Genomic DNA, 25,122 nt, shown 5'->3' on the forward strand with positions numbered 1-25,122 from the left:
GATGCGTCCTTTACTCAGTGATTTGCCGGCGTGCCGCCGATCAAGTCGGTCAGTTCACGGATGCGGTCCTGCAGCAGGGCCTCATTGCCGCGCGTTTCGATGTTCAGGCGCAACAGCGGCTCGGTGTTGGAGCTGCGCAGGTTGAAGCGCCATTCCGCGAAATCCGCGCTGACCCCGTCGGTACGATCCAGCACCGGGTGCTGCGGTTCGAAATGGGCCAGCACGCGTGCCACGGTCGCCTTGGCATCCTCGACGCGGAAGTTGATTTCACCGCTGCAGGGATACGCCTTCATGCGGTCGGCGACCAGTTCGCCCAGCGACTTTCCGCTGCTCGACACCAGCTGTGCAATCAGCAGCCAGGGGATCATGCCCGAATCGCAGTAGGCGAACTCGCGGAAGTAGTGGTGTGCGCTCATCTCGCCGCCATAGATGGCATCTTCGGCGCGCATGCGCTCCTTGATGAAAGCATGTCCGGTCTTGCTCATCACCGGCACGCCGCCGGCCTGCTCGACCATCTCCACGGTGTTCCAGGTCAGGCGCGGGTCGTGGATGATCTTGCCGCCGGGCTGGCGGGCGAGCAGTGCCGTGGCCAGCAGGCCGACCAGGTAATAGCCTTCGATGAAATTGCCGTCGGCATCGAAGAAGAAGCAACGGTCGAAATCACCATCCCAGGCGATGCCGAAGTCCGCACCGTTGGCGCGCACCGCGTCACGGGTAGCTGCGCGGTTCTCCGGCAGCAGCGGATTGGGAATGCCGTTCGGGAAGCTGCCATCGGGCTCATGCTGGATGCGGATGAACTCGAAGGGCAGGTGCGGGGCCAGCTCGTCGATGATCATGCCGGCACCACCGTTGCCCGGATTGGTGACGATCTTCAGCGGCTTCAACGCGGTTACATCGACATAACCCAGCAGGTGCTGGATATAGGCGGTCTTGTCGGTATCGCTGGAGACGGTTCCCTTGCCGTCGCCCAACGGGGCGTCGGAAGCAGCAAAGTCGCGGATATCGAACAGGCCGGTGTCGCCGCTGATCGGCTTGGCGCTGTCGCGCACCAGCTTCATCCCGTTGTAATCCATTGGATTGTGGCTGGCCGTTACCATGATCCCGCCCGCCGCCTTGCGGTGGAACGTCTGGAAATACACTTCCTCGGTGCCACACATGCCGATGTCGATGACTTCGCGCCCGCTGGCGGTCAAGCCTTCAATGGCTGCCTGCAACAGGGCCGGGCTGCTCAGCCGGATGTCGTGCCCCACAACCACCGGTCCCGGGCCGAGCAATCCTGCCGTACCAGCGCCAATGCGCCGGGCAAGGCGCTCATCCAGCTCATCCGGGACGCGGCCGCGGATGTCGTAGGCCTTGAAACACGGAAGCGTCATCAATGCAGTCCTTACACGGGTTGACCCCGGATTATAACGACAGGCGCTGCATGGACGGGTGATCCGGCGCCGCGTCCCTGCGAGCCTCAATACGATCAGGGATGCCATGTAACCCTTTGATTACATGGCATCTCCGAGCTTGGTTCAGGCCAGCGCCTTTTCCAGCTCCGGAAGGATCGTGAACAGATCCCCGACCAGGCCGATATCGGCAATCTCGAAGATCGGCGCGTCGCCATCCTTGTTGATCGCCACGATCGTGCCGGCATCCTTGATGCCGGTCAGGTGCTGGATCGCACCGCTGATGCCGACGGCCACGTACAGCTCCGGCGAAATGATCTTGCCGGTCTGGCCGACCTGCAGATCGCTGGGCACGTAGCCGGCATCGACCGCGGCGCGCGAGGCACCGACGGCGGCACCGAGCTTGTCGGCCAGCTGGAAGATGACCTTGAAGTTCTCTTCCGAACCGACGCCACGGCCACCGGAGACCACGCGCTTGGCGCTCTGCAGGTCCGGGCGGTCGCTGGCGCCGGCGGCCAGGCCGACGAAACGGGTGTGGCTCGGCAGGGCCGCATCGACGCTGGCGGCTTCAACCGAGGCACTGCCACCCTGGGCGGCTTCCGGCCACGACGCGGCACGCACGGTGGCGACCACGATCTGGTCGGCCGGCGCTTCGACGGTGATGATCACGTTACCGGCGTAGATCGGGCGCTTGAAGGTGTGGCTGCCTTCGACGGCCATCAGGTCCGAAACCTGGTTGACGCCGAGCAGGGCGGCCACGCACGGCATCAGGTCCTTGCCGAAGGTGGTCGACGGGCCGAACACGTGCGTGTAGCCCTTGGCCAGCTGCGCGATCTGCGGGGCCAGTACCTGGGCCAACGCCTGTGCGTTGGCAGCGTTGGCCACGGTCAGGACCTTGGCGACGCCTGCGATCTTCGCCGCTTCAGCAGCAACGGCGTTCGGGTCGGCAGCCAGCACCAGCACATCGATGCTGGCGCCGGAAATGGCGGCCGCAGCGCTGACGGTCTTGGCGGTGGCGGCGTTGAGCTTGCCGTCGTGGTGCTCGGCGATGACGAGAATCCTGCTCATTACAGCAACCCCTTCTGCTTGAGTGCGGCGACCAGTTCGGCCGCGTCCTTGACCATCACACCCTTGCTGCGCTTGGACGGCGCGGCGTACTGGGTGGTCTTGAAGGTATCGGCGGCTTCAACACCGAGGTCGGCCAGCTGCAGGGTCTCCAGCGGCTTCGCCTTGGCCTTCATGATGTCGGGCAGCTTGATGAAGCGCGGCTCGTTCAGGCGCAGGTCGGTGGTGACCACGGCGGGCAGATCGACTTCCAGCGTTTCAAGGCCAGCATCGACTTCACGGGTCACCGTGGCCTTGCCGTCGGCGATCTCGAGCTTGCTGGCGAAGGTCGCCTGCGGACGGCCCCAGAGGGTGGCCAGCATCTGGCCGGTCTGGTTGGCGTCGTCGTCAATGGCCTGCTTGCCCAGGATCACCAGATCCGGCTGTTCCTTCTCGATCAGCTTGAGCAGGGTGCGGGCGGCGGTCAGCGGCTGGATGGCCTGGTCGGTGACCACGTGGATGGCACGGTTGGCACCCATGGCCAGGCCGTTGCGCAGATGCGCCTGGGCGTCGGCCGGCGCGATGGTGGCAACCACGACTTCGCTGGCGATGCCCTTGTCGCGCAGGCGCAACGCTTCTTCCAGGGCGATTTCATCGAAGGGATTGGGGGACAGCTTGACGCCGTCGGTGACCACGCCGGAACCGTCCGGCTTGACCTGAATGCGGACGTTGTAGTCCACCACGCGCTTGTACGCGACGAGGATTTTCATCTGGTACGAGATCCTTGTAGTGCCGGTCGCTGGCCGGCTCACAGTTGCTGGAGAACGTCCGGCTCTGCGACAGCAACCGGTTCGGGGGTGGGACCCCGATTCTAACTGGCCGAAGGCGACCATGCGAATGCGTATGGTTTTGCTGCGGCGCCGCATTCCAAGGGGATCCCTGCGCGCTGTTCACGGCCGGGAAGCAGTGCTGAACGAGCGCCCGATGTATCCTTTCAGGTTGCCGGAGTGCCCAGCGCCGAGGTGCATATTGAACAGGAGAATCAGGTAGTGCCCACATGGCTTGTCACCGGCGGCGCCGGATTCATTGGCGGTAACTTCGTTCTCGAGGCTGCCGCCCGCGGCGTCAAGGTCGTCAATCTCGATGCGCTGACCTATGCCGGCAACCTGAAGACCCTGTCCAGCCTGGACGGCAATCCCAACCACGTGTTCGTGCATGGTGACATCGGCGACAGCGCGCTGGTTGCCCGCCTGCTGGCCGAGTACCAGCCGGACGCGGTGCTGAACTTCGCTGCTGAAAGCCACGTTGACCGCTCCATCGATGGCCCCGGCGCGTTCATCCAGACCAATGTCGTCGGCACCCTCGGCCTGCTCGAGGCGGTACGCGATTACTGGAAGGCGATGCCGGCTGAACAGGGCGCAGCCTTCCGCTTCCTGCATGTCTCGACCGACGAGGTGTACGGCACCCTGGGCGAGACCGGCAAGTTCAGCGAAACCACCCCGTACGCCCCCAATTCGCCGTACTCGGCATCCAAGGCAGCCTCGGACCACCTGGTGCGTGCGTTCCACCACACCTACGGGTTGCCGGTGCTGACCACCAACTGCTCCAACAACTACGGCCCCTATCACTTCCCCGAGAAGCTGATCCCACTGGTGATCGCCAAGGCGCTGGCCGGCGAGCCGCTGCCGGTGTACGGCGACGGCAAGCAGGTGCGTGACTGGCTGTTCGTGTCCGACCACTGCGAAGCGATCCGTACCGTGCTGGCCAAGGGTCAGGTCGGCGAGACCTACAACGTCGGCGGCAACTCGGAAAAGCAGAACATCGAAGTGGTGCAGGCAATCTGTGCGCTGCTGGACCAGCGCCGCCCGCGTGCGGATGGCCAGCCGCGCAGCAGCCAGATCACTTACGTCACCGACCGCCCGGGCCATGACCGCCGCTATGCGATCGACGCCTCCAAGCTGAAGAACGACCTGGGCTGGGAACCGGCCTACACCTTTGAACAGGGAATCGGCTTCACCGTTGACTGGTACCTGGACAACCAGGAATGGGTGAACGGCGTGCTCGACGGCAGCTATCGCCTGCAGCGCATCGGCACCACGGCCTGAACCAAGGACACGACATGACCCAACGCAAGGGCATCATCCTCGCCGGCGGTTCCGGCACCCGGCTGTATCCGATCACCAAAGGCGTCAGCAAGCAGCTGCTGCCGGTGTACGACAAGCCGATGATCTACTACCCGCTGAGCGTGCTGATGCTGGCGGGCATCCGTGAAGTGCTGATCATCAATACCCCGCACGAACAGGTGTTGTTCCAGCAGTTGCTGGGTGACGGTTCGCAGTGGGGCATGGATATCCAGTACGCCGTGCAGCCCAGTCCCGATGGCCTGGCGCAGGCCTATCTGATCGGCAAGGACTTCGTCGGCGGCAAGCCGAGCTGCCTGGTGCTGGGTGACAACATCTTCCACGGCCATGGGCTGAGCGAAATGCTGCGGCGGGCTGATACCCGCGATCACGGGGCGACGGTGTTCGGTTACTGGGTCAACGATCCCCAGCGCTATGGTGTGGCCGAATTCGACAAGAGCGGCAGGGTCATAGACCTGGTGGAAAAGCCGGAACAGCCCCGCTCCAATTATGCGGTGACCGGTTTGTACTTCTACGACGGCAATGCCAGCGCCTACGCCGCCGAGCTCAAGCCGTCACCGCGTGGCGAGCTGGAGATCACCGATCTCAACAAGCGCTACCTTGCCGAAGGCAACCTGCACCTGGAAGCGCTGGGTCGTGGCTACGCCTGGCTCGACACCGGCACCCACCAGTCGCTGCTGGAAGCATCCAACTTCATCGAGACCATCCAGACCCGGCAGGGCCTGCAGATCTGCTGCCCGGAGGAAATCGCCTTCGGTCAGCGGTGGATCAGCGCAGAGCAGCTGGAAGCACTGGCTGCGCCGCTGATCAAGAATGGCTATGGCCAATACCTGCACAAGCTCGCTCTACGTGGAGTCGTTCCGTGAAAGTGATTCAAACCAAGCTGCCTGGTTGCGTGGTGATCGAGCCGGCAGTGTTCGGAGACGAGCGCGGCTTCTTCTTCGAGGGCTGGAACGCTGCTCGATTTGGTGGGTTGGGGCTGCCGGATCGTTTCGTGCAGAGCAATGTTTCCTCGTCCAGCAAGGGCGTGCTGCGGGGGCTGCATTACCAGTGGCCGCGACCGCAGGGCAAGCTGGTCAGCGTGCTGGAAGGCGAGGTGTATGACGTAGCCGTGGATATCCGCCGCGGCTCGCCGACCTTTGGCCAGTGGGAGGCGGTGGTCCTGAGTGCGCAGAACAAACGACAGTTCTGGATTCCGGAAGGATTCGCGCACGGCTTTGCCGTGCTGTCCGATACGGCGTTGTTCCACTATCTGTGCACCGATGTCTACGTGAAGGAAGTGGACGCCGGCGTACGCTGGAACGATGCCGACATCGCCGTGGACTGGCCGCTCAGCGCCCCGACGCTGTCAGCCAAGGACGAGAGCGCACCGTTCCTGAAGGACATCACCGAAGATCGCCTGCCGGTGTACATGCCATGAGCATGCTGGTGTTCGGTGGCAACGGTCAGCTCGGTCAGGAACTGCTGCGCGCGCTGGCCCCGCTGGGCCCGTTGATTGCGACGACCCGTAGCGGCCAGCTTCCCGATGGCAGCGCCTGCGAAGTGGCTGACTTCAGCCAGCCCGACAGCCTGCCAGCATTGCTTGATCGCCTGCAGCCGTCGGTCGTGATCAACGCGGCCGCGTACACCGCTGTCGATCGCGCAGAGCAGGACGCGAAGGCCGCGTTCGCGGCCAACGCGCAGGCTCCCGGCGTGATCGCGCGCTGGTGTGCGGCGCATGGCGTGCCTTTCGTGCATTACTCCACCGACTATGTTTTCGATGGTCAGGGCAGCACGCCCTACCGCGAGGACGAGCCGACCGCGCCGCTGGGTGTCTACGGCAACAGCAAGCGCGATGGGGAGGATGCGGTGCGTGCGGCGGGTGGCCGCCACCTGATCTTCCGCACGGCGTGGGTATATGCCTCGCATGGTGCGAACTTCCTGTGCACGATGCTGCGCGTGGGTGCCGAACGCGATCAGCTGCGGGTGGTGGTCGACCAGATCGGTACGCCGACCCCTGCGGCGCTGATCGCCGATGTCACCGCACAAGCGCTGCAGCATCCGGGATCGTTGTCCGGTACCTGGCATCTGACGGCCGATGGGCAGACCAGTTGGCACGGGTTTGCCGAAGCGATCTTCGCCGAAGCGCTGGCTACCGGCGTGTTGGCGAAGGTGCCGGCCGTCGAGGCGATTCCCAGCTCCGAGTATCCGACGCCGGCTCAGCGCCCGGCATGGTCGGTGCTGGACAACCGCAAGCTGCAGCAGGATTTCGGCATCGCGCTGCCGACGTGGCAGGATGGCCTGAAGCGGGTAATGGCGGAGATTGCGCCAGCCTGAAGAAATTCAGCCCTGTCTGCCTGCATTGCTGGGATTGCAACTCAGGATCTGCGCAGTACCCTGCGCGACTTCTGCGGGGCTCCCGGCAGCGGCGCCAGCAGCGCCTCCAGGTCTGCTGCGTCGAAGCGCGGACCTGCGCCACCAGCACCCTCCAGGATTGCATCGGCCAGCTCGGCCTTGCGTTGTTGCAGCTCGGCGATGCGTTCTTCGACGCTGCCTGCGGCGATCAGCTTGTAGACGAACACGGGCTGATCCTGGCCGATGCGATGGGCACGGTCGGTGGCCTGGTTCTCGGCGGCCGGGTTCCACCATGGATCGAAGTGGATGACGGTGTCGGCGGCGGTCAGATTCAAGCCCACGCCGCCGGCCTTCAGGCTGATCAGGAACACGGGAACCTCGCCGTCCATGAAGCGCTGCACCGGTGTGACCCGGTTCTGGGTGTCGCCGGTCAGGGTCACGTAGGCAAGGCCCAGTGCATCCAATGCCTGCGCGATCAGGGCCAGCATGCCGGTGAACTGCGAGAACAGCAGGATGCGACGTCCTTCTTCGACCATGGACGGCAGCATCTCGCGCAGCAGGTCCAGCTTGGCCGAGCCGGCAGTGCGCGCGGGTGCATGGCCCGGCAGCAGACGCGGATCGCAGCAGACCTGGCGCAGCTTCAGCAACGCGTCCAGCACCACGATGTGATTGCGCGCCAACCCACTGCCGTTGATCGCTTCGCGGACCTGTTTTTCCATTGCCGCGCGCACGGTTTCGTACAGTTCGCGCTGGCCGCCTTCCATCGCCACGGTGCGGGTGATGACCGTCTTCGGCGGAAGTTCGGAGGCGACCTGGTCCTTGCGTCGGCGCAGGATGAAAGGGCGCATGCGCTGGGCCAGCAGCTGTGCGCGCCGGCGGTCGCTGCCGCGCTCGATGGGGTGGCGCCAGTGCTGGTTGAACTGCTTTTCGCTGCCGAGCAGCCCGGGCAGCAGGAAGTCGAACTGCGTCCACAGCTCGCCCAGATGGTTTTCCAGCGGTGTGCCGGTCAGGCACAGTCGATGACGGGCCTGCAGCGTGCGCAGCGTGGCCGCTGCACGCGACCTGGGGTTCTTCACCTGCTGTGCCTCGTCCAGGATCAGCAGGTGATAGGAATGCGCCTGCAGCGCCTGTTCGTCGCGCCAGAGCAGGGGATAGGTGGTCAGTATCAGATCATGTGCGGCAATGGCATCGAACTGCGTGTCACGCGCAGGTCCGTGCAGGGCCAGTACGCGCAGATCCGGGGTGAAGCGCGCAGCTTCACTCTGCCAGTTGTGCAACAGTGACGTCGGCATGACCACCAGCGCCGGTTTGTCCAGGCGGCCGCTCTGTTTTTCAACCAGGAGATGGGCCAGGGTCTGCAGTGTCTTGCCCAGGCCCATGTCGTCGGCCAGCACGCCGCCCAAGCCCTGCTGGCGCAGGTACTGCAGCCAGGACAGGCCCTCAAGCTGGTAGCTGCGCAGCGTCGCGCGCAAGCCCTGCGGCGCCGGGACAGCGGTCATCGCCGGTGCGTCCAGCAGGCGCTGCACGCGTGCGCGGGTATCGTTGCTGCTGTGCAGTCGCAGCTGCGCGGCGTCCTGCAGTGCCTGCAGGCGCCCGCGGTCGTGCACCTGCAGGCGCAGCGGTTGCCCGTGGTCGCCGAACAGATCCGCCAGCAGCGCGATCACCGGTTTCAGACGTCCCGCGCGCAGTGCCAGGCGTTCATTGCCCGACGTCGTCAGCAGTACGTTCTCGTCATCGCCGATCGCGTCCAGCTGACCGCGCAGCCAGCGCGGATCAGACTGCAGTACGCCCTGCAACAGCGGAACCAGTGCAACGCTGCGGCCATCGACGTCGATGGTCAGGGCCAGGTCGAACGCAGCGCTGTCGGTGGACATCGACCGCACATCCAGGTCGATCTCCTCCACCCGGGTAATGCGATGGCGGAAGGCATCGTCAGTCTCGATCTTCCAGCCCAGCGCTTCCAACCGCAGCACATCCTCCAGCAGGAAGCGGGTCCAGTCGAAACTGCGCAGCTCGAACAATGGACCGCCGCCGTCCAGCACGATGCGCGGTTGCCGCTCGCGGTGCAGGTGGACGCTGTGCAATTCCGCTTCACGCCGTGCCTCCCCGGCCAGGTCACGCGGCAGCAGGTAGAGCTGGCCCTCGGCGCCATGCACGAACAGCGACGGGTCGTCGAGAAAACGCACGTGTTCGCCGTACTCGAAAGCGACGGTGGCAACGTCGAGCCACTGCGAGGCATCGCGTTCGGTGAGCCAGGCGGGACGGTATTCCATGCTGTGCAGATGGAGGATCGGCGTCATCGCCTGGGTCTGCAGGGTGGGCAGCGTTGGCTTGGCGGCCGGGCGCAGCAGGCCCGGCGTACCCTCCAGGGAGGTTGCCAGCGCGGCCAGCAGTACGGCGGCGACATGCTCGCAGTGCCCGCCAACCGGACAGGTGCAGCGACTCTGCAGGGGGCTGTGCGGTGTGCGGGCGCTGGCATCCAGGTCGATCGACACCTGCCAGCCCTCGAGCTGGGCGGTCAGCAGCGGTGACTGGTAGCGCAGTTCACGCACTGCCGAAACGAGGTGGTTGCCCTTTCCCAGTGTCCCGGCATCCAGCCAGCGGGACAGTTCCCCTCCGGTGAATACTACGGCCATGCGTCGTCCTGTCCTCTCCATCTGCAGCACGCGTTGCCGAGGGCACCGCAAGCGGGGAAGCGGACATTCTACGGATTGAGGGCCCGGCATGCTGGTTCATGCTGCGGCGCATCCCAGCCGGCAACGGGTGTACCGCTAGAATGGCGGCATTCTCACCGGGTAGGGCAGTAGAGATGCAGCAATCGACTTCCAGCGGCACGCGCAGCAAGCGTTTCGCCTCTGCGGCGGATGCCCTGCAGGGCGTGGTCGCTGATGGCCAGGTTCTGGCCGTGGGTGGCTTCGGCCTGTGCGGTATTCCTGAAGCACTGATCGCCGCACTGCGCGACAGTGGGGCCAAGGGCCTGACCGTGATCTCCAACAACGCCGGCGTGGATGGCTTCGGCCTGGGCCAGCTGCTGGAAACCCGGCAGATCAGGAAGATGATTTCGTCCTACGTGGGCGAGAACAAGGAGTTCGAACGGCAGTTCCTGGCCGGCGAGCTGGAGTTGGAATTCAATCCGCAGGGCACCCTGGCCGAACGCCTGCGTGCCGGTGGTGCGGGTATCCCGGCGTTCTTCACCGCTACCGGCTATGGCACGGTGGTGGCCGAAGGCAAGGAAACCCGTGAGTTCGACGGCAAGCACTACGTGATGGAAACCGCGCTGCGCGCCGACGTGGCACTGGTCAAGGCCTGGAAGGCCGACGAGGCCGGCAACCTGGTGTTCCGCAAGACCGCGCGCAATTTCAACCCGGCCTGTGCGATGGCCGGCAAGGTCTGCATCGTGGAAGTGGAGGAGGTGGTGCCGGTCGGCAGCATCGACCCGGACCAGGTGCACCTGCCGGGTATCTACGTGCACCGCATCGTGCACAACCCCACTCCCGAAAAACGTATCGAACAGCGCACCATCCGTGCGGAGGGCAACTGAGATGGCATGGACCCGCGACGAGATGGCGGCGCGCGCTGCGCGTGAACTGACCGATGGCGCCTACGTGAACCTGGGCATCGGCCTGCCGACGCTGGTGGCCAATCACATTCCCGACGGCGTGGATGTGTGGCTGCAGTCGGAAAACGGCTTGCTCGGCATTGGTCCGTTCCCGACCGAAAGCGAAGTGGATGCCGACCTGATCAATGCCGGCAAGCAGACCGTCACCGCACGTGCGGGGGCCAGCTATTTCGGCAGCCATGACAGCTTCGCGATGATCCGCGGTGGCCACGTCAACCTGGCCATCCTCGGCGCGATGCAGGTCACCGACCAGGGTGACCTGGCCAACTGGATGGTGCCCGGCAAGATGGTCAAGGGCATGGGCGGGGCGATGGATCTGGTGGCCGGCGTACAGCGGGTGGTGGTGCTGATGGAGCACACCGCCAAGAACGGCGAACACAAGATCCTGGCCGAATGCACGCTGCCGCTGACTGGTGTGGGCGTGGTCGATCGCATCATCACCGACCTGGCGGTATTCGATGTGACCGATGACGGTCTGGTGCTGGTGGAAGCCGCGCCCGGAGTTGGCGATGGCGAGTTGAAGGAAAAGACGGGCGTGTCCTTCAAGCGCGCCTGATTGATCCGCGACAGGAGGTGTGCGGTCCCTCCTGTCGGTCAGCTGCGTCGGGCGTAGGCGTATTCGCTGCCGTGGGCGTCGGGCTCGCCGACGCATGCGGCCGCTGTCGCTACACGTAGTCCGGCGTGTTCACAGCATGTACCGAACACGCGTTCGATGGCATGGGCGAGCGTTCCATCTATCTGGCCGTGCTCAGCCTCGAAGTTGCTTCGGTAGAGGTGTGCGTCCAGCAGCGGGCGCAGGGCCCGCAGCCGCCACCAGCCCATGCTGCCGGCACCGAACTGGCTGCCGTCTGCTGCAGCGTGCAGGCCGACCCGCGCCTGGAGCCGTTGCAGTGCCGGACCATTGCCACCAATGTACTCGGCAACCGGCAGCAGGTGGCCCTCGGCGACGACCATGCCCAAGCTGGGATCGGCCTGGAACGCAGCGTGGATGCGTGCGGCTCGCCCGCCCTGTACCAGGCGCTGCAGCAGTTCCTGCCGCCACTGATCGCCATCGGACCGATGGCTGGAACGTTTCGTATGCAGCTTCAGGATCACATCGTGCTGGTCCTGCAGCAGTTCAGCCACTTCAAGGAACGGCAGGATGTCCCGGCCATGGTTTTCCACAGCCATGACCTCGCCCTGCAGGCCATGTGCGGCAAGCGCCTGATGCACTGCGTCCACGTGCTGCGCCGGAGTGGTCACCACGATCCGCCAGGGCAGCGCTGCATCGTGTAGTGCAGACAGGACTTCCGGCAGCGTCTCCAGGTACCAGGCATGGAGATGCACCGCTGGCTGCTGGACTGGTGCAGCGGTCGGTGACAGCGCATCACGGGTGGCCTGCAGCCACGCATGACCCAGCCTTGCATCCGGTTCCAGCACGGCGCCCTCGGCCCATTCGTTCCAGGCGTTGATGAATACCATGCGCTTGTTCGTGGGCGCGGCAGCAAGGCGCTTCTCGATCGTGCTGCGCAGCCAATCACGATAGCCTCTGGGCGATGCATGCAGGTACACCCGGCCGCGCCCCGAACGGCGAGCCTCGTTGTCCCAGCCCGGATTCACGCCGGGGTAGAGCGGATAGTCCGGCAGCGGACGTGCGCTGATCTCGGCAGCCAGTTCACGCCAGTCGCGCACGTCGCCATTGAAATCGGGATTGAGCAGCCACTGCCGCGCCGACAGCGAGGAAGGGTTGCTCATGTTTGGAGGGAATTCGACCGCAGCGTCGAATCCGATGTCACGAGGGTCGGGGCGCTCGAAGCCTTGAACGTAGGCCAGATGGATCTCGCCCACGCCATTGTCGCGACACCAGCGACGCCAGCGTTCGGCAGTCGCCCGGGCATCGGGCAGCAGGTGGGGTCGGTAGACCAGCAACATCGGCAGGCCATCGACTTTCAATGCACGGCGGTCGCGCAGATAGGGTGCGATGTGGGCGATGAAGGCCAGATCGTCTTCGGCGCTGTGCTGCTGGCCGATCAGGATGTCATCGTCGCGCCCGTCCCAGCGCCGTGCCCAGTTCTCGTTGGCCCAGCACAGGCAGAACGGCAGGTCGATGGCGTCGTCGTCCAGCCATTGGCGCAGCGGGTCTTCCATCAGCGTGCGACCGCTGAACCAGTAGTAGTAGAAGCAGAACGCGCCGATGCCATACTCCGCAGCCAAACGCGCCTGGTCACGCATCACCTGCGGATTGCGCAGGTCGTAGAAGCCCAGGTCGGCAGGCAGACGTGGCTGCACATGGCCTTCGAACTGCGGCAGGGCGCGGGTGACATTGCGCCATTCCGTAAAGCCCTTGCCCCACCAGGCATCGTTCTGCGGGAACGTGTGGAACTGCGGCAGGTAGAACGCCACCAGGGTGGCGGGCAGTGGCGAGGGCAGGATGCCTTCGCGCCAGGGAACGTGGCCGATCGCTGGTTCGTCGGCGCGCCACCGCAATTGGGCATTGGCGCGCGGTCCGCCGGCGTCCTGCTGTCCTTTCGGCGGTGGCGGCACCCAGTCGCCATGGCCGGCCAGAAAGCGGGTGCGCAGGCGATCACGCTGCCCCTGTGACAGCGGCAGCGCCCGAAAGGCCGCGCGCAGCAGCGGGAACAGTGCCCGGCGCAGGTTGATGCCGGTCATCTCACGTGCTCGTTCAGGAGGGCGCGTGAGCAGGGTTTGGCAACGTAGATGTCGGTCATTTCTCCATTTTCAGCGTTGGCGGCCGTCGGGGCAAACATCACCGTGCTAGCGTTGGCCAATGCTGTTCCCCCATGACCTGCCAGACGCCGACGTCCGCCACCTGACCGGGTGGCTGCCCGCCGCTGAAGCCGACGCTCTGCAGGAGGCATTGGCACAGGAAATTCCTTGGGAAACCCACCGCATCCGCATGTTCGGCAACTGGGTGGACTCACCCCGGTTGAGCTGCTGGATCGGCGATCCGCAGGCGCGCTACCGCTATTCAGGCGCCGAGTTCGTGCCCCATCCGTGGCCGCTTGTGCTGGGGGCATTGCGCGACCGGCTGCAAGCGCAGGGCGTGGGTCGATTCAACAGCGTGCTGCTCAACCGCTATCGCGGCGGCACCGACTACATGGGCTGGCACAGCGATGACGAGCCGGAGCTGGGGCCGGCGCCGCTGATTGCTTCGTTGAGCCTCGGAGCGGCGCGACGGTTCCTGCTGCGTCGACGTGACGATCCTGCGCGCAAGGCCGAATACCTGCTCGGCCACGGCGATCTGCTGTTGATGGCCGGGCAGACCCAGCGCCACTACCAGCACGCGCTGCCGAAGATGGCGCGGATACAGGGTGAACGCATCAACCTGACGTTCCGGTGGATCACGCCGCGGACCTGACGCAGGTCCCGGAGCATTCATCCACGCATGGCGTGGATCTACCCGCATCGCGGGACCAGGCCCGGCGTAATCAGCGGAAACCGATCAGCGCTTCAGCGCCTGCTTGTCGTTCTGCCCGCTGGTCAGCGTCCAGCCCACCACGTCCTGCGCTACCTGCTGCAGGCCACGCTCGAAGGCCGCTGCCACCGCCGACACATCAGTGCTGCCTACCGGCTGCAGCTGACGGAAGGTGCGGTCGGCGACCACGCGCTGGTTGGTCACATCGATCAGCTTGGCGTTGATCTCGATGACGACCGTCGGCGTTGCCTGGCCCTGGTAGTCCGATTCGAAGCGACGGATGTCGGTCGACAGCTTGTAGTCGGCGCGGATGCCGGCGGCGACGCGGGCCACGCCGTGGATGCGGCCGGAATCCTCGAAACCACGCAGCAGGGTGTCTTCGATCATGTCGGTGGCCGGCTGCGCCCAGCTGGCACCCTTGTAGATCTCCAGCTCCGACGGCGTCGGCCGCACGTTGATGCGCGGGCTGTCGACCATGCGCGCGGCGCTGGGCTTGGCCAGCACCAGTTGCCAGTCGGCCTGTGGCCAGCTGGGGTCGACCTTGACCTGCACGGCCGGCGAATACAGGGTGACGGGGTTCTTGTCGCCGCTGCCGAGGATCGAGCAGCCACCCAGCAGGGTGGCCAGCGACGCTGCCAACAACAGGCGCGGAAGGGTGGTCGGGCTCATTTGGGTTCGAACTCCTTCGGGGCGTCGCGGCCGAGCAGGTAGCGCGCGGGGTTGTTCTCGAGACGGTCGCTGACCCGGCGCAGGTCGCGGATCAAGCCACGCAGTTCACCCAGCGTCGGGCCGAGCTGGCCGAGGCCGTCATTGGCGAAGCTGTTGATGGCGGCGCGGTTCTCGCCAAGGATCGAATCGGCATTGCCAGCGGCCGAATCAAGCTTGGCCAGGGTGGCGTCGAGCTTGTCGATGATGCCCGGCAGCTGCTGCACCAGGTTCTTGTCCAGGCGCTCGATGGTGCCATTGGTGGTCTTCAGGGTGGTGTCCAGGCTGCGCGCGGCATCGCGCGCGCTGAGCAGCAGCGACTGCGTGCCCTGGTCGCGGTCGGCCAGGCCGCCACTGATCGTTTCCAGGTTGGCCAGGGTGGCGTTGATCGAGGCGACATTGCGGTCGCTGAGGATCTGGTCCATGCGCTCAACGATGCGGTTGGCCACATCGGTGATGTTCTGCAGCGCCGACGGCGTGGTCGGGATGATCGGTGCCGGGTCCTTGTTGACCGTGGTCAGCGCCGGCGACTGCGGCGTGCCGCCGCTGAGCTGGATGATCGACGGACCGGTCAGGCTGGTGATCGCCAGCTTGGCGCGGGTATCGGTCTTGACCGGCGTGGTCGAGTTCAGGCGGATGCGTGCGACCACCTGGCGCGGATCGTCCGGCACCAGGTTCAGTTCGGTGATCGAGCCCACCGCGATGCCGTTGTACTGCACCGGGCTGCCGACCGACAGGCCGGTCACGGCCTCGCGGAACACCACGCGATATTCCTGCCAGGTACGGTCGGAGGAGTACTTGGCGGCCCACAGGCCGAAGGCCAGCAGGGCCAGGCCGGTGATCAGGGTGAACGCGCCGATCAGCACGTAGTTGGCTTTTGTTTCCATGGCTCAGGCACTCTCGATCTGTTCGCCACGCGCGGCGCGCGCGCGGGGTCCGTGGAAGTATTCCTGGATCCACGGATGATCCAGTCTCTCGATTTCCGGCAGCGGCGCATTGGCCACCACCTTGCGGTCGGCGATGACCGCCACCCGGTCGCAGATCGCATACAGCGTGTCCAGGTCGTGGGTGATCAGGAACACGGTCAGCCCCAGCGCTTCCTGCAGGGTCTTGATCAGGCGGTCGAACGCGGCCGCACCGATCGGGTCCAGCCCGGCGGTGGGTTCATCCAGGAACAGCAGCGGCGGATCCAGCGCCAATGCTCGTGCCAAGCCGGCGCGCTTGCGCATGCCGCCGGACAGCTGCGAGGGCAGCTTGTTGATCGCATCGGCGGGCAGACCGGCCAGCTTCACCTTCAGCAGGGCCAGCTCGTAGTGCCAGCGCTCGGGCAGTTCGCGGTGGTGTTCCTTCAGCGGCACCTGCACGTTTTCGCCCACGGTCAGCGACGAGAACAGGGCGCCGTCCTGGAACAGCACGCCGGTATTGCGTTCGATGTGCAGGCGGCTCTCGGCGTCGTCGGCACGCGCGTCGCGACCGAGCACTTCGATCTGCCCTTCATCCGGCACGCGCAGTCCGAGGATCGAGCGCATCAGCACCGATTTGCCGGTGCCCGAACCACCCACCACGCCAAGGATCTCGCCACGGCGCACGTCCAGGTCCAGCCCTTCGTGCACGGTCTGGCTGCCAAAGCGGTTGACCAGCCCGCGCACGCGGATGGCCAGGTCGTGGCCGGCGTCGTCCTGCATGGGCACTTCTTCGGGGATCGGATGCGTGCTCATGTCACCAGTCCATGTGCATGAACCACAACGCCGCGAAGGCGTCGATGATGATCACCAGCGAGATCGTCTGCACCACGCTGGAGGTGGTGCGCTCGCCGACCGACTGCGCTGTGCCTTCGACCTTCAGGCCTTCCAGGCAACCGATCAGGCCGATCACCAGCGCAAATACCGGCGCCTTGGACAGGCCCACCAGCATGTGCCGCACTTCCATCGTGTCGTGCATGCGCGCGATGTACATCTGCGGCGGAATGTCGAGGTCGAACGCGCCGACGGTGATGCCGCCAGCCAGGCCGGCGACCATCGCGATGAAGGTCAGCAGCGGCAGCGTCACCAGCAGCGCGACCAGGCGCGGCAGCACCAGCAGGTCGATGGGGTCGAGCCCCAGGGTGCGCATCGCATCGATTTCCTCGCGTGCCTTCATTGCACCGATCTGCGCGGTGAAGGCACTGGCGGTGCGGCCGGCCAGCACGATCGCGGTCAGCAGCACGGCGAATTCGCGCAGGAAGGCGATGTTCACCAGTTCGACCACGAAGATCTCCGCGCCGAAATCGCGCAGGATGGTCGAGCCGAGGAAGGCGATCACTGCGCCGACCAGGTAGGACAACAGTGCCACCAGCGGCACCGCATCCAGCCCGACCTGCTCCATCTGGTGCACGGTCGCGGTCAGGCGGAAACGCCGGGGTTCCTTGACCAGGCGTGCGGCCTTGACCAGGTTCTCACCGAGGAAGCTGCACAGCGCCTTGATGTTGTGGCCCGTGGCGTGGACGCTGACGCCCAGCCGCTCCAGCGCCGCCAGCACGCCGAAGTCACGCTTCGGCTTCGGACGGTCGTCGGCCACTTCTTCGATGGTGCACACCAGCGCCTGGTGGTCCGGGCGGAACTGCAGCGCGTGTTCACCGAGATCGGCACGATGGGCGACGCGCAGCACCTGCAGCACGCCGGCCGAGTCGAGCAGCTCGATGCCGGTGGCGTCGATGCCGGTCAGCTTGTCCGGAACGCCACGCAGCACTTCGGCCGCGGCCAGCGCGGTCTTGAGGGTCCAGTGGCCGGACAGCCGGATCAGTCCCGGATCCTGAGCGTCCTGTTCGAGCTGGGGGGCGTGGGTCGGGGTCATGGGGGCCATTCGGGTCGCAGCATAACCGTTCTGAATTGCACGTCGCGTCGAACCAGGATGAATTTCTCCAGCAGAGCCTGACGTAGGTAATACTACGGCGCATGTCCGCAGACGCTCACACGATCCCCACGCCCCAGGCCACCTACGCGCAGCGCGTGGCCTTTGTTTCCGAGATCGCCGGCCGCCTGCACAGCTACGGCACAACGGCCCAGCGCCTGGAAGCGGCGGTGGTTGCATTGGCCCGGCAGCTCGATCTGGATTGTGAACCGTGGTCGAACCCCACCGGCATCATCCTCAGTTTCAGCGATCCGGCGCAGGCCATCGGCTCCAGTGACATCACCCGGGTGATCCGGCTGGCGCCCGGCGAGAACGACCTGCACAAGCTCAGCGTGGCTGACGGAATCGCCGAAGAAGTGGCCAACGGCCGCATGAGCATCGCCCAGGGTCACACCGCGCTGCGCCAGCTGGACAAGGATCCGGGCCGGCGCGGCAAGCTGCGCACCATCCTGTCCTTCACCCTCGGTGCGGCCGGCGTTGCAGGCATGTGGAAGCTGCCGTGGCTGGACATCGCCACCGCCGGTGTCATCGGCCTGCTGATCGGCCTGCTCGGCATGGTCACCGACAAGCGCCCGGCCAGCCGTGAAGCGGCCGAAGCACTGGCGGCGCTGCTGGCCGGCCTGGTCGCCACCGTGGTTGCCACCTTCGTGGGCGCGCTGAATCTCAACACGGTGATCATCGCTTCGCTGGTGGTGCTGCTGCCGGGCATGTCACTGACCAATGCGGTCAATGAACTGGCCAGCCAGCACTGGGTGTCCGGCACCGCGCGCTTTGCCGGCGCGTTGACCACGATCATGAAGCTCAGTGTCGGCGCGATGATCGCGGTGACACTGGCCGATGTGCTGGGGCTGGACCCGATGATCCGTGCCTCGCGGCCACAGGGGCCGTGGGTCGAGTGGGGCTCCCTGCTGACGGCGGCGTTCGCCTTCGCCATGTTGTTCAAGGCCAATCGTCGCGACTATCCATGGGTGATCGCCGCCTCGGTGGCCGGTTACGCGATCTCCAAATTTGGTGGTCATGCCTGGGGTACGCCGGCCGGCATCTTCCTGTCGGCGATGCTGCTGACCGCCGGCGGCAACCTGTTCGGGCGCGTGGTCGGCCGTCCCGGCGCGATCATCCGCCTGCCGGGCATCATCATGATGGTGCCCGGCAGCACCAGCCTGCGCGGCGTGCTGACCCTGGTCCAGCAACAGGACGTGGGCGCCGGCCAGAGTGTGTTCCTGACCGTGTTGAACGTGGTGATGGCGCTGGTCGCCGGCCTGCTGTTCGGCAACCTGCTGATGCCGGCGCGCAAGACCCTGTGATCGGGGGCGGTAGCGCCGGGCCATGCCCGGCGGATCGGGAAACCAACCGCTGCGCTCGCCGGGCATGGCCCGGCGCTACCCCAAAAAAACGCCGGCTTTCGCCGGCGTTTTTCATTGCGACCCGATCTGGCCTCAGGCCTTCTTGATCAGGAAATCTTCCGGCTTCTTGCTGCCCTTGGCGGTCAGCTCGGCCATCCAGCGCGGCTGCTTGCCACGACCGGTCCAGGTTTCCTTCGGGTTGGCCGGGTTGCGGTACTTCGGTGCAACCTTGCCCAGCTTGCGGCCGGCGGTCTTGGACGGGGCCTTGGTGGCCTTGGCGACCTTGCGCGCACGCGGTGCGGGTTCACCACCGAACAGTTCCTCGATGGTGTAACCCTCGGTCTTGGCCAGCTTGCTCAGCTGGGCACGCACCTTGGTGATCGGGCGACGCTTGGCGACGATGGTCTGCTGCTTCTTGGCTGTGCGGATCAATGCGCCCAGCTCACGTGCCGACAGGCCGGTCAGGTCGATGCTCATCAACGATTACTCCAGAAACTAATTTAGGGACAGGGACGAGCCGGTCCGTGGCGTCGCGGGACAGAGTAATGAGGAATTAATCCCAGCACAAACAGTTGCGGTCACCGTCTGTCGGCTGGCTGGCCCGGTTGCGACCATTTTGACCGGATTATGTCCGCTGCGATTTTCCGGGGGCGGCCATCCGGCAAAAAAAGACCGGGGTATACCCCGGTCTTTTCCGATCAACCCTGCAGGCGCTGCAGCAGGGTGGCCTTGTCCAGGCTTTCCGCTTCGGCGGCGCGGCGCGAGCGGTACTCGAAGGTCCCTGCGGCCAGGCCGCGCTCGCTGACCACCACCCGGTGCGGGATGCCGATCAGTTCCATGTCGGCAAACATCGCGCCCGGGCGCAGGCCGCGGTCGTCCAGTGCGGCATCCAGACCGGCGTCGCGCAGCTCCTGCAGCAGGCCTGCGGCCGCATCGGCCACGGCAGCGTCGCCCTTCGGATTGATCACACACACCACCACCTGCCACGGCGCCATCGCGTCGGGCCAGATGATGCCGGCGTCATCGTGGTTCTGTTCGATCGCGGCGGCGACCACGCGCGAAATGCCGATGCCGTAGCAGCCCATCGTCATCACCGCAGCCTTGCCGTTCTCGTCCAGCACGGTGGCATCGAGCGCCTTCGCATAGGTGCGGCCCAGCTGGAACACGTGGCCGACTTCGATGCCGCGGGCGATTTTCAGTTCGCCGCCATCCAGCGCACGATCACCGGCACGCACGTTGCGGATATCGGCCACTTCCGGTTCGGCCAGGTCGCGGCCCCAGTTGACGCCGGCCAGGTGGAAACCGGCTTCGTTGGCACCGACGACGAAGTCGGACATCGCCGCCACTTCGCGATCGGCGACCACGCGGATTGGCTTGGCCGGCGCGACCGGACCGAGGAAGCCCGGCACGCTGCCGAGGTATTCGGCGATCTCTGCTTCGCTGGCAAAACGCTGCTCGTCCAGGCCGGCAACCTTGCCCAGCTTGATCTCATTGACCTCGTGGTCGCCACGCACCAACACCAGCACGAACTGCTGTTCCTTGCCTTCACCGGCGATCAGCGCCACCGACTTCACGGTGCGCTGCAGGTCGATGCCGAGCAGGGCGGCAACGTCTTCGCAGGTTCTCTGGATCGGGGTCTCGACCTTGCGCAGCGCTTCGCTGGCCGCAGCGCGCGCAGCCGGATCGGCGGCAATGGCCGCTTCCATGTTGGCGGCGTAGTCCGAACCGGTGGAGAACACCAGCGCGTCTTCACCGGAATCGGCGATCACGTGGAATTCCTGCGAGGCGTCACCGCCGATCGCACCGGAATCGGCCTGCACCATGCGGAAGTCCAGACCCAGGCGGGTGAAGATGCGGCTGTAGGCCACCTTCATGTTTTCGTACTCACGCACGAGGTCTTCGTCGTGCAGGTGGAACGAATAGGCGTCCTTCATCAGGAACTCGCGCGCACGCATCACCCCGAAGCGCGGGCGGATCTCGTCGCGGAACTTGGTCTGGATCTGGTAGAAGTTCACCGGCAGCTGCTTGTAGCTGGACAGTTCGCTGCGCGCGAAATCGCAGGCCGCTTCTTCGGCGGTAGGGCTGTAGCAGAAGGTCTGTTCCTTGCGGTCCTTGATCTTCAGCAGCTGCGGGCCGAACTTCTGCCAGCGGCCGGTCTGCTCCCACAGTTCCTTCGGCTGGATGGTCGGAATCTGGAATTCGACGGCACCGGCACGGTCCATTTCCTCGCGGACGATGCGTTCGACCTTGCGCAGCACGCGCAGGCCCAGCGGCGACCAGGTGTAGAGGCCGGACGCGAGCTTGCGGATCATGCCCGCGCGCAGCATCAGCCGGTGGCTGGTCAGCTCGGCGTCGCTGGGGGTTTCCTTGGTGGTGTGCAGGTGGAACTGGGAGAGGCGCATCGTCGGCTTCGGATTACGGCAGAGACACCTATTCTGCCAGCCCGGCCGGGGGAGGGGTATCGGCCGGGCGGCGCCCGGCACCCGCCGAATCAACGGCAACGTCAAAAGCGGGATTTCTGTGGGATGGCGGGGTGGGTCCGGTTGCGGGGGACGCCGTAAACCCATCCATGGGGGCTTGGCCGCGGCATCCATGCCGCGGACNNCCCACCCCGCCTTCGACAGATTTCTGCGATCTGTCGGAATGGCATGGGCTGCTCTTGGTGGGTGTCGACCTTGGTCGACAGGTAGATCCACGCCATGCGTGGATGTTTTTCGTCCCGATTTCGAAATATCCGATTTCGATGGAGATTCATCCACGCATGGCGTGGATCTACTGGCCACCGGGAATCTGTCGAAGGCGGTGCACTGTGGGTTTGCGGGGTGTGAGCCGCATGGATGCGGCGACCAAGCCTCCATGGACGGATTCACGGCGTCCCCGCAAACCCACAGTGCACCGCCATCCCGCGGGAAGCCGCTTTGGCTGTTGCCGTTGCTCCGGCTGTTGCTTGAAAGCCTCTGCGGGTGCCGGGCGCCGCCCGGCCGATCCCCCCTTCAACCCGCCGGTGGGCAGTACGCCTTGATTGCCGCCTCGGCCAGGCCCTTCTGCGCGCTGCGCTGTTCCGGGGTAAGCGCGGTATCGGCCTTGCCGTCGCCATCGGTGTCCTGCATCACCGGGCCGCTGCCCTCCAGCAGCGCCACGTTGGCGCGGGCGGTGCTGCATTGTTCCGGTACCGGCGCGGCGGAAGGCTCCGGGGCCGCGTCCGTCGCCGGTGTCCTGGCCTGGGCTCGGGTCTCGTATTTGGCCCCGGTCGGCGGCGTTTCCGAATACTGGGTCACGCCCTTGGCGTCCTTCCACTTGTAGACGGGGCCTGCCAGCGCAGTGGTACTGGCCAACAGCAGCAGGTATCCCAGGCAGGACAGGGCACGCATGGCAAACTCCGCAGAATGGGCGTAGAACGCCGATTGCAGCATTGGCGCCGACCGCTGGCAAGTCGATTAAACTGGATTCCATGGACCCGATCACACCGCCGCCGCGCTCGCGCACGATTTACCTGCTGCCCAACCTGTTCACCACGGCTGGGCTGTTCTCTGGCTTCTACGCCATCATCGCCGCGGCCAACGGAGACTTCGTCAACGCCAGCATCGCCGTGTTCGTGGCGGCGGTGATGGATGGCCTCGATGGCCGTGTCGCGCGCCTGACCGGTACCAGCAGCGAGTTCGGCGTGCAGTACGACTCGCTGGCCGATCTGGTCAGCTTCGGCATGGCGCCGGCCCTGGTGATGTACCACTGGTCCCTGTCGGAACTGAAATACGACGGTGAGCTGGTCGGTCGTCTGGGCTGGGCGGTGGCGTTCCTGTACGCCGCCTGCGCGGCGCTGCGCCTGGCCCGCTTCAACACCCAGGTGGCCGTGGTCGACAAGCGCTGGTTCGTCGGCCTGGCCAGCCCGGCTGCCGCCGGCCTGATGATGTCCTTCGTCTGGGCCTTCGCCGATGGCACCCTGGGCTGGAACGGCAACGAGCTGCGCTTCGTGGCGCTGGCGGTGACCCTGGTCGCCGCACTGCTGATGGTCAGCCGCATCCGCTTCTGGAGCTTCAAGGGCGGCGCGGCCAAGGAGGGCGCCCGTTCGGACCGCGTCCCGTTCCTGGTGCTGGCACTGGTGCCGATCGCCATCGCCATCGCGGTGATCGACCTGCCACGCGTGTTGTTCGTCGTCGGCATCCTGTACGCGCTGTCAGGCCCGGTGATGTGGGGCGTGCAGCGCCTGCGCAAGAAGCCCGAGGCGGCGTGAGCCAGGACCTGCCCGTGTTGTGGTCCCCGGCCCAGCAGGCCTGGCTGCAGGCCATGGGCTATACCGTCTATCACGATGGCAAGTTGGCCGCCGAAATGGACGCGGCATTGCAGCTGAGCGTGGCTGAAGCCGCGGCATCGGCACCCGCGCCGGTCGCGCCGACGCGCACGGCGCCACCATCGATGCAGCACGCACCCAGCCAGCGCGACGCGGCGCCGGAACCTCGGCTCGAGCGCGCGCCACCACGCACTGCCGTGCCGGTGGCGGCGCCGGATACCGTACCGGCTGCGGCCCGTCCGCTGCCCACCGGCAACGCGCGCCAGCCGCTGGTGCGCCTGCCTGATCGCCTGCAGATCGCGCTGTTGCGCGCCTCGGGCTGCAATCCGAACGACCCGGCCACACAGACGCTGATGGAAAGCTGGCCGCTGGAACAACTGCGTCGCGACCCTGCAGCCAAGCGCGCGTTGTGGCCGCAGCTGCGCGCGCTGCGCAAGGGCGCAACCGCATGAGTGCGGTCAGCCAGCCCGGGCCGGTGGCGATGCGCGCGCTGCGTGAGAGCGATCTCAATGCGGTGATGGCCATCGAAGTGCGTGGCTACCCCTATCCGTGGACCCGCGGCATTTTCCTGGATTGCCTGCGTGCCGGTTATCCCGGCCTGGCGATGGAGCGCGATGGCCTGTTGATCGGCTATGGCGTGCTCAGCCTCGCTGCCGATGAAGCGCATGTGCTGAACATCTGCATCGATCCGCTGGTGCAGTCGCGTGGGCTCGGCCGCCAGCTGCTGCGTGCGCTGGTCCGTCTGGCCGCTGATCGAGGCGCGCAGCGGGTGTTCCTGGAAGTGCGTCCGTCCAATACGCCAGCCCTGGCGCTGTATCACAGCGAAGGCTTCAACGAGATCGGCCGGCGCCCTCGCTACTACCCTGCCGCGCAGGGGCGCGAAGATGCGCTGGTGATGGCGATCGAACTGGTGGACGGCGAGCTGGAGACAATGCCGCCGCTGTAGTCGGCGTCGCGTGGCCGCTGCGCACGCCGGGCATGGCCCGGCGCTACCGATGCGTTGTTTACGCCAGCCGCAGGGCCAACACGCCGGCCACGATCAACGCCGCCGCCAGCCAACGCGCGCGCGGCACCCGCTCGCGCAGCAGGAACACCGAGATCAGCAGCGCGAACAGGATCGACGATTCGCGCAGCGCCGACACCATGGCCACCGGCACCTGGGTCATCGCCCACAGCGCCATCGCATACGATGCGGTGGTGCCGATGCCGCCGGCCACGCCCAGCGGCCAGTGCTGGCGCGCATACGCCAGCAACTTGCCGCGCTGCCGATGCAGCGCCCACAGCGGCAACGGAATGCCCGACAGCAGGAACAGCCACAACGTGTAGCTCAGCGCATTGCCGGACAGCCGTGCGCCCTGCGCATCGACCAGCGTGTAGGTGGCGATCATCGCGGCGGTCAGCAACGGCAGCCGCAGCTGGCCGCTGCGTGCGCCGCGGGCCATGCACAGGATGCCGCCACTCACCAGAATGACGCCGAGCCAGGCCGACGGCGGCAGGCGTTCGCCGAGCGCGGCGCCGGCCAACGCAACCAGGATCGGCGCGCAGCCGCGCATCATCGGATACGCCAGGCTCATGTCGACCTGCTGGTAGCAGCGTGCGACCAACGCGTAGTACGTCACCTGCAGCAGCACCGATGCGATCAGCCACGGCCAGCTTTCCGCGGCGGGGAAGGGCAGCCACGGCAAGACGAGCGCAGACAACAGCGCGGCGCTGCCGGTGACCAGCACCGTGCCGAGAAACTTGTCCGGCCCGCGTTTGACGATCGCGTTCCAGCTGGCGTGCAGTGCAGCGGCAGCGAGGACCAGCAGGAAGAGGGAAAGCGGCATCGGGTGATGATGCCATGCGGGGAAAAATGAAACGCCGGGCATTGCCCGGCGTCAGCCTTGAAAATGTGCCAATCAAGGTTGGCGTTCTGGTAGGTGCCAACCTTGGTTGGCACGTCACAGCGGTGCG

Annotated in this window: 24 protein-coding genes; 11 read left to right on the forward strand and 13 right to left on the reverse strand. The window is 65.9% G+C overall.

Translation table 11 applies throughout. The annotated features are described in order from the left end of the window. Nucleotides 1–14: 14 nt before the first annotated feature. The 3 genes from H3005_RS13280 to H3005_RS13290 form a co-directional block, all read right to left on the reverse strand. Nucleotides 15–1,373, reverse strand: a complete 1,359-nt coding sequence (locus H3005_RS13280; RefSeq protein ID WP_100554677.1) for a phosphomannomutase — start codon at nt 1,371–1,373, stop codon at nt 15–17. 144 nt (nt 1,374–1,517) lie between these two features. Then, entirely contained in the window at nt 1,518–2,459 is a 942-nt protein-coding gene (locus tag H3005_RS13285) for an electron transfer flavoprotein subunit alpha/FixB family protein (RefSeq protein WP_191078380.1), read from the reverse strand. After that, on the reverse strand, nt 2,459–3,205 hold the full coding sequence (locus H3005_RS13290) for an electron transfer flavoprotein subunit beta/FixA family protein (RefSeq protein WP_019660968.1): 747 nt from the start codon (nt 3,203–3,205) through the stop codon (nt 2,459–2,461). The genes H3005_RS13285 and H3005_RS13290 overlap by 1 nt, the downstream gene beginning before the upstream one ends. A gap of 279 nt (nt 3,206–3,484) precedes the next feature. On the opposite strand from H3005_RS13290, the gene rfbB reads away from it, so the two are divergent. The 4 genes from rfbB to rfbD are packed head-to-tail and all read left to right on the forward strand — an operon-like array spanning nt 3,485 to nt 6,892. Then, complete coding sequence (rfbB, locus tag H3005_RS13295; RefSeq protein ID WP_191078381.1) at nt 3,485–4,540, forward strand: dTDP-glucose 4,6-dehydratase; 1,056 nt, start codon at nt 3,485–3,487, stop codon at nt 4,538–4,540. A gap of 14 nt (nt 4,541–4,554) precedes the next feature. Further along, on the forward strand, nt 4,555–5,442 hold the full coding sequence (rfbA, locus tag H3005_RS13300) for a glucose-1-phosphate thymidylyltransferase RfbA (protein ID WP_191078382.1): 888 nt from the start codon (nt 4,555–4,557) through the stop codon (nt 5,440–5,442). Further along, a complete protein-coding gene (gene rfbC / locus H3005_RS13305; protein WP_191078383.1) occupies nt 5,439–5,996 on the forward strand; it encodes a dTDP-4-dehydrorhamnose 3,5-epimerase in 558 nt (185 codons plus the stop codon). The genes rfbA and rfbC overlap by 4 nt, the downstream gene beginning before the upstream one ends. Continuing rightward, nucleotides 5,993–6,892, forward strand: coding sequence for a dTDP-4-dehydrorhamnose reductase (gene rfbD / locus H3005_RS13310; RefSeq protein WP_191078384.1), 900 nt, complete (start codon nt 5,993–5,995; stop codon nt 6,890–6,892). Before rfbC ends, rfbD begins: the two co-directional genes overlap by 4 nt. A 41-nt stretch (nt 6,893–6,933) precedes the next feature. Here rfbD and H3005_RS13315 read toward each other — a convergent pair whose 3' ends face one another. After that, a complete protein-coding gene (locus H3005_RS13315) occupies nt 6,934–9,546 on the reverse strand; it encodes a DEAD/DEAH box helicase (RefSeq protein WP_191078385.1) in 2,613 nt (870 codons plus the stop codon). Between the two features lie 173 nt (nt 9,547–9,719). Here H3005_RS13315 and H3005_RS13320 point away from each other — a divergent pair, with 173 nt between their 5' ends. Together H3005_RS13320 and H3005_RS13325 are read left to right on the forward strand one after the other, a co-directional pair. After that, nucleotides 9,720–10,451 (forward strand): CoA transferase subunit A, encoded by a 732-nt coding sequence (locus H3005_RS13320; protein ID WP_100551502.1) that lies wholly within the window; start codon nt 9,720–9,722, stop codon nt 10,449–10,451. A gap of 1 nt (nt 10,452) precedes the next feature. After that, entirely contained in the window at nt 10,453–11,085 is a 633-nt protein-coding gene (locus H3005_RS13325) for a CoA transferase subunit B (RefSeq protein WP_191078386.1), read from the forward strand. A gap of 38 nt (nt 11,086–11,123) precedes the next feature. Here the strand turns inward: H3005_RS13325 and H3005_RS13330 are convergent, their stop codons facing one another. After that, the gene (locus tag H3005_RS13330) at nt 11,124–13,178 is read right to left on the reverse strand and encodes a glycoside hydrolase family 99-like domain-containing protein (protein WP_191078387.1); all 2,055 of its coding nucleotides are present in this window, start codon (nt 13,176–13,178) and stop codon (nt 11,124–11,126) included. A 118-nt stretch (nt 13,179–13,296) separates the two neighbouring features. Between H3005_RS13330 and H3005_RS13335 the strand changes: the two genes are divergently transcribed. Further along, nucleotides 13,297–13,887 (forward strand): alpha-ketoglutarate-dependent dioxygenase AlkB, encoded by a 591-nt coding sequence (locus H3005_RS13335; protein WP_191078388.1) that lies wholly within the window; start codon nt 13,297–13,299, stop codon nt 13,885–13,887. Nucleotides 13,888–13,971: 84 nt separating this feature from the next. Here the strand turns inward: H3005_RS13335 and H3005_RS13340 are convergent, their stop codons facing one another. Genes H3005_RS13340 through H3005_RS13355 form a run of 4 tightly spaced genes read right to left on the reverse strand, consistent with a single transcriptional unit; the run spans nt 13,972 to nt 17,490 of the window. Further along, nucleotides 13,972–14,613, reverse strand: coding sequence for an ABC-type transport auxiliary lipoprotein family protein (locus tag H3005_RS13340; protein WP_033830299.1), 642 nt, complete (start codon nt 14,611–14,613; stop codon nt 13,972–13,974). Then, a complete protein-coding gene (locus H3005_RS13345) occupies nt 14,610–15,536 on the reverse strand; it encodes an MlaD family protein (protein ID WP_100551507.1) in 927 nt (308 codons plus the stop codon). Before H3005_RS13345 ends, H3005_RS13340 begins: the two co-directional genes overlap by 4 nt. Nucleotides 15,537–15,539: 3 nt before the next feature. After that, entirely contained in the window at nt 15,540–16,367 is an 828-nt protein-coding gene (locus tag H3005_RS13350; RefSeq protein ID WP_100551508.1) for an ABC transporter ATP-binding protein, read from the reverse strand. 1 nt (nt 16,368) lies between these two features. Then, entirely contained in the window at nt 16,369–17,490 is a 1,122-nt protein-coding gene (locus H3005_RS13355; RefSeq protein ID WP_181393105.1) for an ABC transporter permease, read from the reverse strand. Nucleotides 17,491–17,582: 92 nt separating this feature from the next. Between H3005_RS13355 and H3005_RS13360 the strand changes: the two genes are divergently transcribed. Continuing rightward, nucleotides 17,583–18,842 (forward strand): threonine/serine exporter family protein, encoded by a 1,260-nt coding sequence (locus tag H3005_RS13360; RefSeq protein WP_025878492.1) that lies wholly within the window; start codon nt 17,583–17,585, stop codon nt 18,840–18,842. A gap of 132 nt (nt 18,843–18,974) precedes the next feature. Here H3005_RS13360 and H3005_RS13365 read toward each other — a convergent pair whose 3' ends face one another. From H3005_RS13365 to H3005_RS13375, 3 genes are all read right to left on the reverse strand, one after another. Next, a complete protein-coding gene (locus tag H3005_RS13365; protein WP_089238647.1) occupies nt 18,975–19,358 on the reverse strand; it encodes an H-NS histone family protein in 384 nt (127 codons plus the stop codon). 221 nt (nt 19,359–19,579) lie between these two features. Continuing rightward, complete coding sequence (locus tag H3005_RS13370) at nt 19,580–21,283, reverse strand: proline--tRNA ligase (protein ID WP_100551510.1); 1,704 nt, start codon at nt 21,281–21,283, stop codon at nt 19,580–19,582. Nucleotides 21,284–21,874: 591 nt separating this feature from the next. Continuing rightward, nucleotides 21,875–22,252: a DUF4124 domain-containing protein gene (locus H3005_RS13375; protein WP_191078389.1), complete on the reverse strand. Its 378-nt coding sequence runs from the start codon at nt 22,250–22,252 to the stop codon at nt 21,875–21,877. 80 nt (nt 22,253–22,332) lie between these two features. Here H3005_RS13375 and pssA point away from each other — a divergent pair, with 80 nt between their 5' ends. Genes pssA through rimI form a run of 3 tightly spaced genes read left to right on the forward strand, consistent with a single transcriptional unit; the run spans nt 22,333 to nt 24,115 of the window. Then, nucleotides 22,333–23,112, forward strand: coding sequence for a CDP-diacylglycerol--serine O-phosphatidyltransferase (gene pssA, locus H3005_RS13380; protein WP_099820368.1), 780 nt, complete (start codon nt 22,333–22,335; stop codon nt 23,110–23,112). A gap of 53 nt (nt 23,113–23,165) precedes the next feature. Next, nucleotides 23,166–23,621 carry a hypothetical protein gene (locus H3005_RS13385; protein WP_191078428.1) on the forward strand — a complete coding sequence of 152 codons (456 nt, stop codon included), beginning with the start codon at nt 23,166–23,168 and terminating at the stop codon, nt 23,619–23,621. After that, complete coding sequence (rimI, locus tag H3005_RS13390; RefSeq protein WP_100551513.1) at nt 23,618–24,115, forward strand: ribosomal protein S18-alanine N-acetyltransferase; 498 nt, start codon at nt 23,618–23,620, stop codon at nt 24,113–24,115. The genes H3005_RS13385 and rimI overlap by 4 nt, the downstream gene beginning before the upstream one ends. Before the next feature lie 58 nt (nt 24,116–24,173). On the opposite strand, the gene H3005_RS13395 is transcribed toward rimI, so the two are convergent. Continuing rightward, nucleotides 24,174–24,995, reverse strand: coding sequence for an EamA family transporter (locus H3005_RS13395; RefSeq protein ID WP_100551514.1), 822 nt, complete (start codon nt 24,993–24,995; stop codon nt 24,174–24,176). Nucleotides 24,996–25,122 lie beyond the last annotated feature (127 nt).

Origin of the sequence: Stenotrophomonas sp. Br8 (assembly GCF_014763005.1) — a bacterium.
Classification (GTDB): domain Bacteria; phylum Pseudomonadota; class Gammaproteobacteria; order Xanthomonadales; family Xanthomonadaceae; genus Stenotrophomonas; species Stenotrophomonas lactitubi.